The organism is Bacillus sp. BHET2 (assembly GCF_005938125.1).
In the GTDB taxonomy this organism is placed as follows: Bacteria; Bacillota; Bacilli; order Bacillales; family Bacillaceae_B; genus Rossellomorea.
Genome location: NZ_VCQN01000006.1, coordinates 12,298 through 24,366, shown reverse-complemented (window position 1 = coordinate 24,366; position 12,069 = coordinate 12,298). Strand labels below are relative to the sequence as shown.

The window sequence follows — 12,069 nt, the reverse complement described above, 5'->3', positions numbered from 1 at the left end:
AACTTCCTATCGCATACTAGTTTTCACTTGCATACATATATATTGGGCGTTCTTGAAATGCCATTTGGATTAAGACAAATGTGGTAATTTTTATTTTCCATATGAATCATTCTTTCCCTTTCTGATGAAAGTGATAAAATAGAAACATCTATTGTTAATATTGGAGGTAACGTATTCATGAAAACGAAGTTATGCTTGTTGTATGGCGGAAAATCTGCTGAACACAATGTATCCCTGCAAACAGCCAAGGCCGTAATCAGTGCCCTGGACTTAAATAAATATGAAATTCATCCTATTTTCATCTCAATGGAAGGCAGGTGGATCAAGGGTCCACAATTGGATGCTCCCGTTGAAGATGTGAAAGCATTACAGTTCCAAGATGGGGAAGAAATGGCCCCGAATGCATTAAGTACCTCCATCGCCCCTTCAGATTCTGAGGGATATGACATGATTTTCCCATTGCTTCACGGACCGAATGGGGAAGATGGAACCGTTCAGGGAATGCTTGAACTATTGAATCTGCCGTATGTCGGAAATGGAGTCCTTGCTTCATCTGCCGGAATGGATAAAGTCATCATGAAGAATTTATTTGCACAAGCAGGTATTCCACAAGTCAATTACACCTGGTTCATTCGCAGTACTTGGCAAGGAAACCCGGAAGCGGCATATAAGCAAGTAGAAGAAGAAATCAGTTATCCTTGCTTTGTAAAGCCTGCGAACTTGGGGTCCTCAGTTGGGATTAGCAAATGTACTTCTCGTGAAGAACTGAAGGCCGCCTTCTCTGAAGCATTCCAGTTCGACCGTAAGATCATCATTGAAGAAGGCGTGAAGGCCCGTGAAATCGAGCTTGGCGTAATGGGGAATGATCAGCCTGAATGCTCGGTGGCAGGTGAAATCGTACCGAAAAAGGACTTCTATGATTACAAAGCAAAATATGAGGATGGCGATACAGCCCTCATCATCCCAGCAGAAGTAGAAGGAAGCATCTACAACGAAATGAAGAAGATTGCGATTGATTCGTATAAAGCCCTCGATTGCTCAGGACTTGTACGTGCCGACTTCTTCTTAACGGAAGATGGACAGATTTATATGAATGAAGTGAATACGATGCCTGGCTTCACGCCATTCAGCATGTTCCCGCTTCTTTGGAAGCATACGGGTGTCGATTACCCTACCCTGATCGGCAAACTGGTAGAGCTTGGCTTAGAGCGTTATCAAGAGAAACAAACCATCAAACATACGATGTAAACAACTTGGGACTGACCAGAGGATTCAACGTCTAAAGGCAGTCCCTGCTCTATTTTGATCAAAAAAGAGTAAAAGGAGTAAAAGAATGTTCCAAAAAACGATAAAAGAGATTTGTACCATGCTTGACGTAAAAAATGACCTTTCCACGTTCGATTCGGTTGTGGTGAAAGGTGTATCCATCGATACAAGAAAGATTGAAGAGGCTAACCTGTTTGTTCCTTTTAAAGGTGAAAACGTGGACGGTCACCAGTTTGTGCGACATGCAATTGAAAATGGTGCGTCAGCTGCCCTATGGGATATGAGTGTCCCAAATCCCCCTGAAGATGTGCCGGTCATTGTGGTGGAAGATCCATTGCTTGCTCTTCAGTCATTAGCGAATCAATATCGTCACGAGCTTGATTTGAAAGTAGTAGGCATTACTGGAAGCAATGGAAAAACGACCACGAAGGATATCGTAGCTAATCTTCTATCGGTGAAATATCGGGTTCATAAAACCCAGGGAAACTATAATAACCACATCGGTCTTCCATTAACAATCCTTTCTCTGCCCCAGGACTCAGAAGTGGCAGTGCTTGAAATGGGGATGAGCGGATTTGGCGAGATTGAGCTTCTATCTGAAATCTCCCAGCCAGATGCTGCCATCATCACAAACATAGGAGAGTCCCATCTTCAGGACCTTGGCTCACGAGAAGGTATAGCCAAAGCCAAGCTTGAGATCGTGAAAGGTTTAAAGTCAGACGGGTTATTCGCATACTATGGTGATGAACCACTGTTACAGGATGGGGTTAAAGGACTGAATTTAAAACATGTGGAAACGTTCGGCAGAAGCGAATCCAATACCATTTACCCAACCAATATTGAAATGGATAATAAAGGTAGTTATTTTGAGGCTTCGTTTGCTGAAGGGGAAACATTTTTCCTTCCAGTCTTAGGACAGCATAATATCCATAACGCCTTAGCGGGGATTTTGATTGCCCGTAAATTCGGCCTGAGTGTGGATGAAATGAAAGAGGGCTTGCAATCATTAAAGCTGACCCAAATGAGGATGGAAATGGTGGAAGGGAAAAAGGGAGAGAGCATCATCAACGATGCTTACAACGCGAGTCCCACTTCCATGAAAGCTGCCATCCAACTTGTATCAGAGATCACCGGATTTAATACGAAGGTCCTCGTTCTCGGTGATATGCTGGAACTTGGTGATCAGGAAGAAGAGTTTCACGAAGAGATCGGACGCTTGATTGATCCGGAGAAAATTCAGCAGGTATTTACTCTTGGGGCATTAGGAAGCTCTATCGGTAAGGGAGCACTTGAAAATTTCCCTGAAGATCGAGTCCATTCGTTTATGGATAAAGAACGTCTTACATCAACGCTTTCTTCCTTTATTACAGGAGATGAGTTGGTTTTATTTAAAGCATCAAGGGGAATAAAGTTAGAAGAAGTCATCGAGGGATTAAAGGAATAAAATGATGGTGACGTCATGGTTTAAACTCCTAGAGAAATGCACAGAATGAGCTTGTAGAGATAGGGGAGTATGGCTCGCTCCCTACTTTTTCACGTAAGTGGGGATAACATGATTGGTTGTTTACTAATCCACGGATTTACAGGTAGCCCTTATGAAGTAGCACCGCTGGCAGAATTCCTTAGGAGCAGGACTGACTGGGAAATCGTTGTGCCGACTCTCCCTGGACACGGAGAAACCCTCGAACTTAAGGGCGTCAAACATATGGAGTGGCTTCTTCATGCCGAAGAGGCACTGAAGGATCTATTGAATACTTGCGAAGAGGTTTATGTAATCGGCTTTTCCATGGGTGGCTTGATCGCTTCCTATCTTTCCGTAAAATACGATATTAACAAGCTTGTCCTATTAAGTGCGGCAGCTTACTATGTAAACATTAAACAGTTGCTGAAAGATATTGGAAATATGTTCAAAGAAGGCATGCAAGGAAACCTGATAGAAAATGAGCTGTACAACAGATACAAATGGAAGGTGACCCAAACCCCTATTCTGTCCACGTATGAATTTAGAAAAGTGGTTAGGTTGGCCCGTCCCCTCCTAACAAAGGTGAACACCCCCACATTTATCGCCCAAGGAGAAAATGATGGAATAGTCCCCCCTAAAGCAGCGAAATATATATATGAGACTATTTCTTCTCAGGAGAAGGATTTGTTTTACTCCTCTAAAGCAAAACACTTGATTTGTCACAGCGAAGATAATCACGAACTTTTTGATAAGATCTTCCAATTCCTGCAAAGTGAATAGATTGACTATTTGACATTAGATTGAAATTCATTTCTAGAAGTGGTAACATTACTACAACATAGTTCTTATTTTGTTGGACGTGCTAGCTCTTCTAATTTGAAGAGTGTATTTTTTTGTACCAAACATAAAACTAAACATCTCATATAGACGGTTTTAGATTAGATACCGAAGTCTTTCGGTGGGTAAGATTTCGTTCCGACCTAAAAATATAATCAGATATTGATTAGTTATAAAAGATGTAAATTAAAGGAGAATGTAACATTGACTAAGTTTGCAGATTTAAATTTAAGCGCATCTACGTTGAAATCAATTAAACGTATGGGCTTTGAAGAAGCAACACCAATTCAGGCAAGTACGATCCCAGTAGGTTTAGAAGGTAAAGATATTATCGGTCAGGCACAAACTGGAACAGGTAAGACAACAGCATTCGGAATTCCGATGATCGAGAAAATCGACGTAAAAAATCCAAACGTTCAAGCTCTTATCATTGCACCAACTCGTGAACTTGCGATCCAAGTTTCTGAAGAGTTATATCGTATCGGCGCCGACAAGCGTGCTCGCGTGTTATCTGTCTATGGAGGACAGGACATTCAACGTCAAATCCGCGCGATGAAAAAGAACCCTCATATCATCGTGGGTACACCAGGTCGTCTACTTGACCATATCAAACGTAAAACACTCAACCTTGAAAACGTTGAGACACTTGTACTTGACGAAGCAGACGAAATGCTTAACATGGGCTTCATCGAAGACATCGAAAGCATTCTTGAGACAGTTCCAAGCACAAGACAAACACTTCTATTCTCTGCAACAATGCCGGATCCAATCCGCCGCATTGCTAACCGCTTCATGTCAGAGCCAGAAGTAATCAAGGTTAAATCGAAAGAAGTAACGGTTTCGAACATCGAACAATTCTTCACAAAAGTAAGTGAAAAAGAAAAATTCGATACTCTTTCTCGTTTAATCGACGTTCAATCACCTGAGCTTGCGATCGTATTCGGTCGTACAAAGCGTAGAGTAGATGAACTTGCTAGAGCTCTTAGCATCCGCGGCTACCTGGCTGAAGGAATCCACGGAGATCTTTCTCAAGCTCGTCGTATGACGGTTCTTAAGAAGTTCAAAGAAGGCCGTATCGATATCCTGATTGCAACAGACGTTGCTGCTCGTGGATTAGACATTTCTGGTGTAACGCATGTTTATAACTTTGATATTCCTCAAGATCCTGAAAGCTACGTTCACCGTATCGGACGTACAGGTCGTGCAGGTAAGAAGGGTATGTCCATTACGTTTGTAACACCAAGAGAAATGGGTTACCTGAAAATCGTTGAACAAACAACGAAGAAGAAAATGACGGCCCTTAAGCCACCTAGCTTAAACGAAGCCCTAGAAGGTCAACAACGCCTGGCTCTAGAAAAATTAGCCGAAGCAGCAAAAGAAAGTGATATTAAAGATTACTATCAATTAGCTGAAGAGTTCCTTGGAGATCACGATCCTGTTCAAGCAGTAGCTGCAGCGATCCGTGTATTGACAAAAGAACCGGATACAACTCCAGTAGACATTACTGAAGAGCGTCCATTACCATCAAGAGGTGGTGGCGGTGGAAACCGTGGCGGCGGAAATCGCGGCGGTGGATACAAAGGTGGAGCACGCAGTGGTAAAGGCGGTAGTCGTGGTGGATCATCACGTACTGGCGGTGGAAATCGCGGAGGCGGAAGCCGTGGCGGAGATCGCAACCGTACTGGCGGTAGCAGACCACAATCTTCAAGCAACCGCAAATCTTATAACAATTCTTGATTTTGATTGGGAACACGATGACCTTGGGGTTGTCGTGTTTTTTTATGGGTTTTGGTGTTTGACGAGTGATATCGATTCGTGAATTTCCAATTTTTACAAAAATACGCAATTCTCCAGTTGAATGACGCAATAAATAAAAATATGACGCAATTAAGAAGAGAAATGACGCAATTATATAGATTATGACGCAAACCCTTTCAAAAATGACGCAATTCGTGTCTATTTGTTAAAATTTTCAATTGAAAAGGAGGGTTACCCAATGCTTTGGCGAACTAAGATACCATAACCTTAAAGGAGTGTGATCATTTGATCTGTAAAGGACTCAAGACCCCTATTATTATTGAAAAAAATCAAGCATTATTATGGAGGTTGCCTCCCCATCATCAAAACTTTCCTATGGTAGAGAAGGATTTTAAGAAAAGAAAAGCAGGATACAACGGAGAATCAACAGTCTACTATCACCTCAGCTTCTTAAAAGACAAGAAATACAAAATTTTTTACGATGTAAGGCTCCCTCTATTCTCTAACTACTTCCAGATTGATTTCCTCCTCCTCACTCCGTGTTATATTTTACTTATCGAAGTAAAGAACATTTTAGGAAACGTAACGATTGATCCATTCATTAAACAACTGACCCGAACTTATAAAGGCGTAACAGAAGGATTTTCTGACCCTATTTCTCAAGTGCAAAGACAAAAATTATTACTCCAAAAATGGTTTGGTATCCATAAACTGAAGCATCCCCCCCATTGAACACCTCGTTGTATTTAGTAATCCATCAACCATTCTGAATTACACTCAAAGCACGCCGGGGGACTCCCCTTATAGAAATATTATTCACGCTCAGAATATAGTAGATAAGATTAAAGAATTGAATGAGAAATATTTGAAAACAGCAGTTACAGATAAAGAACTTTTAAAAGTGACAAGGAACATTTTAAAAAAACATCAAGAATCTGATACTGACATCATGGGAGCCTATTCCATTTCCCAAAGGGATATTATCACTGGGGTACGTTGTGAGAAATGCAATCACACTCCCATGATTAGAGTGAGTGCTTCATGGTCCTGTGTTAAATGTGGAGCCTATTCAAAGCATGCTCATATAGAGGCGGTCCGGGAATATTTCTTATTAATAAGTGATCACCTAACCAACAGTGAGCTAAGGAATTTTATCCATCTAAACTCGAGAAACACAGCTTATAAAATATTGAAATCTCTTCAGCTAGAAACTCAAGGAGGTACAAAATCTGTTATCTATTCCAAACGAACAGATAATTCCCCACCAAACGCACATACTAACCCCAAAAAGGGAGTCCACACCACATGACACTCGTAAAACTTGGCTATGTTGCCATGAGTATGAACCTTCAAAATGCATCACCTTCCCAAACCATGACCTATAAGCAGTTCTCAGGACTGAAGGATCGAGAAGCGGCTATCCATAAGCTCGAGCGGATTGCGAAATCGAATCTTACTAATTGTTTGCGGCTGTTAAAGCATAATGTCCTGAACGAGATCCATTTTTTCCGCTTCAGTTCGAAATTGATTCCCCTTGCGAATCATCCCGATTTGAAATGTTGGGATTTCATTTCCCCCTTAATGGAGGAACTCGAGGCCATAAAGGAGTACTTATCGCTTCATCCGATGAGGGTCGGGTTCCATCCTGATCACTTCGTCCTGTTGAATTCCAGTGAGATAGATGTGTTGAAAAACTCTCTGAAAACGTTGAAGATGCATGAAGCATTATTGAAAGGGATGGGGGTAGATACGACTCATCGATGTGTTCTTCATGTAGGCGGGGCGTATGAGGATAAAGAAAAGGCACTCGAGCAATTTATACACAATTGGGGTCTGACACCGGTCGATCTTCAGCGTATGATCATTCTTGAGAATGATCATACAGTTTTCAGCGCAGCAGATGCTCTTTATTTATGTGAGAAGCTTGGGATTCCTCTTGTATTTGATTATCATCATCATCTTGCCTACAACGAAAGGGACTGGTTACTGGATTGGGAACGAGTTGTTGGAACCTGGAGTCTGTCCCCGCTGCCGGTGAAAATGCACATTTCTAGTCCCCGATCCCTTGAGGAATACAAAGCCCATGCCGATTTCATTGACCCGAACATGTTTCTCGATTTTCTCCATGGAGTAAAAGGATCGGTGGATGAAATCGATTGTATGATCGAAGCGAAGAAGAAGGATGATGCGTTGTTTCGGTTAGTAGCGGATTTGAAAGGAATCGAAGGGATTGATTGGGTCGATAAGAGTTCTTTTGTGTTAAAAAGCTAATCTCCACACAATCTGAAACCATCCTTGTTCCGAATCGTATATGTATTGTAAGATTTAGTAAGAGAGATGAGGTGGATGGGTATGATAGGAGAACCGCATAAAAGAATATCGCCAATGGCCTTGAAGGTCTGGAGGATTTATGGGGTATTTGAATCGTTCATAGTGGCGGCGCTTTCTGCAGGGGCCATTGTTTTAACGGTCATATTTGATTGGCCGCAATGGGTGATTGCTGCGGCTGTAGGCATTTTTATTCTTTTTACATATTTGTTTGTCTTTTTCCTTCCGACGATTAAGTGGAAGCGATGGAGGTATGAAGTGAGAGAGCAGGAGATCGAACTCCAAAGGGGGATCTTCATTGTGAAGAGAACTCTGGTTCCGATGGTGAGGGTGCAGCATGTAGATACTGTGCAAGGGCCAATATTGAAAAGGTACCGATTATCAACGATTACCATTTCAACAGCGGCAACGGTTCATGAGATTCCCGCATTAAACATGGAAGAAGCAGATGAATTAAGGAATTCAATATCGCAACTGGCGAGGGTGGCGGAAGATGATGTCTGAACACAAGCGACTTCATCCTATTTCTGCAGTAGCAAGTTTTGTGAAACAACTTAAGGAATTAATTGTACCGTTTGTCTTTCTGGTTGTGCTGAACAACCGGGGAGATAAGAGTGGTTTTTGGGATTATATGCCTCTCTTATCGATGGTGGCAGTCCTGGTGTTTGTTCTGGTTTCGGGGATAGTGAAATGGCTGCGCTTCTCCTACCGGATAGAAGAAGGTGAACTAAGGATCGAATACGGACTATTCGTTAAGAAGAAACGGTATATCCCCATCGAACGGATTCAGAGTTTGAATTTCTCTGAAGGTATTTTACACAGGCCATTTGGATTGGTGAAGGTGAAAATCGAGACAGCAGGATCTTCAAACCCCCGGGAATCCGAGGCGGAATTGACGGCCATTTTAAAAGAGGAAGCAGTCCAGTTGGAGAAGATGATTTACAGCGACAAAAAGAGCGCTAATGTAGCGGAAGACCATTCTGAAGAACAGCCACAAGAAGAAGCGTACTTTTCCCTTCAATCCAGGGACATCTGGGTACTTGCGGCAACTTCAGGAGGGGTAGGGGTCATTCTTTCAGGGGTGCTTCTTTTCTTATCTCAATTTAATGAGTTCATCCCCTATGAGGCAGTGTATGAAGAAGTGGCGGTATTTGTAAAAAGTGGAGTGTTTATCGCTGCTATGGCGGCATTTTTAGGCTTGCTTATTGTCTGGTTTCTGTCAATTGTTTGGACATTTATCATTTATGGTGATTTTAAAATAAGAATTGTGGATGATCATATCGTCATGACCCGTGGTCTCCTTGAAAAGAAGCAGGTGACTGTTCCGTTAAACCGGGTTCAGGGGATCCGCCTCGTGGAAAATCCTGTAAGGCAACTAATGGGGTACTGTACTGTTCATATTGAAAATGCGGGAGGATCCGTATTAGAAAAGGACAGTACAAGTATTAAACTGCTCCCGATAGTAAAAAAGAAACGGATCCCAGAATTGTTAAGCGGGCTCTTTCCTGACTACATCATTCAAGAGGAATTTAAGAGGCTACCTAAACGTTCTTTAAAAAGATATGTATTCAGGCAGTCCATTTGGGTGTTGGTTCCGACAGCAGTTGCCTGCTATTTCTTCTGGCCATATGGACTTTGGACTGCGTTCTTGATCATCCCGTTTGGCATCCTGGGATATTATCAATACAGAGCCGGTGGATGGAGGATTGATGGTGGACAATTATCGCTTCAGTACCGAGGGCTGTTGAAGAATACAATGTATTTAAAGAAAAATCGAATTCAATCATTAGATGGTCAAGAAAGTTGGTTCCAATCGAGAAAAGAGTTGGGGAGTCTTACTACTACGATCAAATCCGGGGAGGCGGGCTATGCAAGTGCAATCAAAGATCTTGAGAAAGAAGATCTCCAAAGCATTGCTTACTGGTTCTCCCATAGCTTATAGAACGAACGAAAGGACCCGTGTTGTTTACGGGTCCTTTCTTCATGATACCGATGAAATATTTCTACTTTCTGCCTGCTATCCAGCTGATCACAAATCCAGCAATCAACCCGAAGATATGGGCTGTGATGTTGATGCCGGATTGCATGAAGGTCATGACGACACCGATGATTACGATAGGTAAGATGACTTGACGGCTTTCCTTTGTGATGAAAGGATGCTTCATCACGATCATGGCGATGTAAAAGCCGAACAAACCGAAAATCGCTCCTGATGCGCCCACGTGACTATAGGTGAGAGGCTTGATAAGATACGTGATGATATTAGCAAACACACCGCATGCTAAATATAGACTGATGAATTTTGCCTTTCCCAAATATTTTTCCAGTGGCGGTCCGAACAGTACAAGTGAAAACGAGTTGAATAATAGATGAGCGAATCCCATATGAACAAAGATCGGGGTGATCAGCCTCCACCATTCCCCTTCTTTAATAAAGACATTCACACCTGCCAGTTGCTCATACACCCAAAGTTGAGGGAAAATAGGAAGAGCGCTTACTAAGAACAAGATGATATGAATTAATACAATCAAGGAGATAATGGGATAGAATCGTAAAAATTGTGAAAAGCTTTCGGTCCTGACAAACATTTTGTATCCTCCTAAGTAGGTTCGTTTCTTCTTTTAAAATGGTAGCGGATGATTTCCGGACAAGTGAACGATAGCTCTCGTTCACTTTCAAAAAAACACAGTCACTACTATAGTATAAGAAAACGGTGAAAATCACGAGTATAGTCATTATAGAAATATGCACAATAGGACAAGAGTAGAAGGGGAATCGCATATGATTAAAGGAATAGGATTGGACATTGTGGAGCTCAGTCGCATTCAGCGCATGCTAGAACGTCAGCCAAAGTTTATGAAGAGGATTTTGACAGGGAAAGAAGAAGACGTGTTCTTTTCATTGAGTGAACAGCGTCAGGTAGAATATGCGGCGGGACGTTTTGCGGCGAAAGAGGCGTACGCCAAAGCGAATGGAACCGGGATTGGAGCGGCTCTTTCGTTTCAGGATATTGAAGTCAGTAAGGATGAGTTTGGAAAGCCATATTTTTCAAAGCCCGAGGGAAACAATGCCCATCTCTCCATCACCCATAGCCGGGAATTTGCGGCAGCGCAGGTCATCATCGAAGAGTGATTTTATTTCAAGCTTGTCATATCCACTAGCATAATCCCTTAGGTTGTCTCATATATTCAGTAGTGCAATAGGAGAGACAAGGCTGGTTGTTTAACAATCGCGGTTCTTTGGTGAATTGCAATTGGGCTAAGGAACGGGGCATTCGATAAGAATCGTCCATTCTTAGACGGCCTGCCTTGTCCTCTCTCAATTACGTTTATCCTGGGACAAAAGGGGTTGAAAACATGAAGAAAAAGCTAGTGATACTAGTGATGGCGATGCTTGCGGTGTTGATGCTCGCAGCTTGTGGTGAGAAATCGAAAGACGATGTTACCAAGGATCTGAAGGCAAAGGTAGAGGATATGAAGGGGTATAAAGCGGATGCGAAGATGACCCTGCAGGTGGGGGATGAACCACAGACATATGACGTGGAAGTGTGGCATAATGACCCTAATTATTACCGGGTGGCATTGAAGAACGCTACGAAAGATCAGAGCCAAATGATCTTACGCAATGATGAAGGTGTGTTTGTTCTTACACCGGCATTGAACAAAAGCTTCCGCTTCCAAAGTGACTGGCCGGAAAATAGCAGTCAGGCTTACTTGTATGAATCACTTGTCAAAGATGTAGTAGAAGACAAAGAAGCGACATTCAAAGAAACTAAAGAACATTATGTCTTTACAACGAAAACCCGTTATCAAAACAGCCAAATGCTTCCGACCCAAGAGATTGCCTTTAATAAGAAAGATTTGACGCCGGCATCGGTTAATGTGTTGGATTCAGACCAAAACCCGCTTGTCAAAGTGGAATTCTCTAAGATGGACATGAAAGCTGCGTTTGACAAGAAAGATTTCGACATGAAGAAAAACATGACTGGTGCCCAACTTGAGGTTCCCGTTACAGCAAGTGTGGAAGATGATGAATTCACGGTTCTTTACCCAATGTCAGAAATCACCGGCACTGAATTAATAGAAGAAAAAGAAATGGCGACCGATACAGGGAAACGGGTCATCTTAACGTACGATGGTGAAAAATCTTTCACGATTGTACAAGAGAAAACAGCTGTTGTACCTACGATGACAGTGTCTACTTCATTAAAAGGTGAATTAGTGGATCTTGGCTTCACGGTAGCGGCCATGACAGAACAATCCATCAGATGGACGAATAACGGGGTAGATTACATGCTTGCCTCCAATGATTTGACTCCATCCGAAATGGTGATGGTAGCGCAATCCGTTCAAGGTTCCATGGTGAAATAAAGTCTAATCGGGGCGGGCCTATCGGGTCTGCCTCTTTTCAATATGATG

Annotated in this window: 11 protein-coding genes; 10 read left to right on the top strand and 1 reads right to left on the bottom strand. The window is 42.3% G+C overall.

The features are described 5' to 3' along the window. Nucleotides 1–177: 177 nt before the first annotated feature. The 8 genes from FGG79_RS18715 to FGG79_RS18680 all read left to right on the top strand — a co-directional run bounded on the left by FGG79_RS18715 (nucleotide 178) and on the right by FGG79_RS18680 (nucleotide 9,593). Nucleotides 178–1,248, top strand: a complete 1,071-nt coding sequence (locus tag FGG79_RS18715) for a D-alanine--D-alanine ligase (protein WP_138781157.1) — start codon at nucleotides 178–180, stop codon at nucleotides 1,246–1,248. Between the two features lie 85 nt (nucleotides 1,249–1,333). Next, nucleotides 1,334–2,710 (top strand): UDP-N-acetylmuramoyl-tripeptide--D-alanyl-D-alanine ligase, encoded by a 1,377-nt coding sequence (locus FGG79_RS18710; RefSeq protein WP_138781155.1) that lies wholly within the window; start codon nucleotides 1,334–1,336, stop codon nucleotides 2,708–2,710. Nucleotides 2,711–2,818: 108 nt separating this feature from the next. Then, complete coding sequence (locus FGG79_RS18705) at nucleotides 2,819–3,508, top strand: alpha/beta hydrolase (RefSeq protein WP_138781153.1); 690 nt, start codon at nucleotides 2,819–2,821, stop codon at nucleotides 3,506–3,508. Nucleotides 3,509–3,769: 261 nt separating this feature from the next. Further along, nucleotides 3,770–5,302 carry a degradosome RNA helicase CshA gene (cshA, locus tag FGG79_RS18700; protein WP_138781151.1) on the top strand — a complete coding sequence of 511 codons (1,533 nt, stop codon included), beginning with the start codon at nucleotides 3,770–3,772 and terminating at the stop codon, nucleotides 5,300–5,302. 306 nt (nucleotides 5,303–5,608) lie between these two features. Then, entirely contained in the window at nucleotides 5,609–6,055 is a 447-nt protein-coding gene (locus FGG79_RS18695; RefSeq protein ID WP_138781149.1) for a nuclease-related domain-containing protein, read from the top strand. Nucleotides 6,056–6,628: 573 nt separating this feature from the next. Further along, complete coding sequence (gene uvsE / locus FGG79_RS18690) at nucleotides 6,629–7,594, top strand: UV DNA damage repair endonuclease UvsE (RefSeq protein WP_138781146.1); 966 nt, start codon at nucleotides 6,629–6,631, stop codon at nucleotides 7,592–7,594. A gap of 81 nt (nucleotides 7,595–7,675) precedes the next feature. After that, nucleotides 7,676–8,155 (top strand): PH domain-containing protein, encoded by a 480-nt coding sequence (locus FGG79_RS18685; RefSeq protein WP_138781144.1) that lies wholly within the window; start codon nucleotides 7,676–7,678, stop codon nucleotides 8,153–8,155. Continuing rightward, the gene (locus FGG79_RS18680) at nucleotides 8,148–9,593 is read left to right on the top strand and encodes a PH domain-containing protein (protein WP_138781142.1); all 1,446 of its coding nucleotides are present in this window, start codon (nucleotides 8,148–8,150) and stop codon (nucleotides 9,591–9,593) included. Before FGG79_RS18685 ends, FGG79_RS18680 begins: the two co-directional genes overlap by 8 nt. Nucleotides 9,594–9,654: 61 nt before the next feature. Here FGG79_RS18680 and FGG79_RS18675 read toward each other — a convergent pair whose 3' ends face one another. Beyond that, nucleotides 9,655–10,239, bottom strand: coding sequence for a rhomboid family intramembrane serine protease (locus tag FGG79_RS18675; protein WP_138781140.1), 585 nt, complete (start codon nucleotides 10,237–10,239; stop codon nucleotides 9,655–9,657). Between the two features lie 193 nt (nucleotides 10,240–10,432). On the opposite strand from FGG79_RS18675, the gene acpS reads away from it, so the two are divergent. Together acpS and FGG79_RS18665 are read left to right on the top strand one after the other, a co-directional pair. Beyond that, nucleotides 10,433–10,783: a holo-ACP synthase gene (acpS, locus tag FGG79_RS18670; protein ID WP_138781138.1), complete on the top strand. Its 351-nt coding sequence runs from the start codon at nucleotides 10,433–10,435 to the stop codon at nucleotides 10,781–10,783. Nucleotides 10,784–11,007: 224 nt separating this feature from the next. Further along, entirely contained in the window at nucleotides 11,008–12,021 is a 1,014-nt protein-coding gene (locus FGG79_RS18665; protein WP_138781135.1) for a LolA family protein, read from the top strand. Nucleotides 12,022–12,069: the final 48 nt, after the last annotated feature.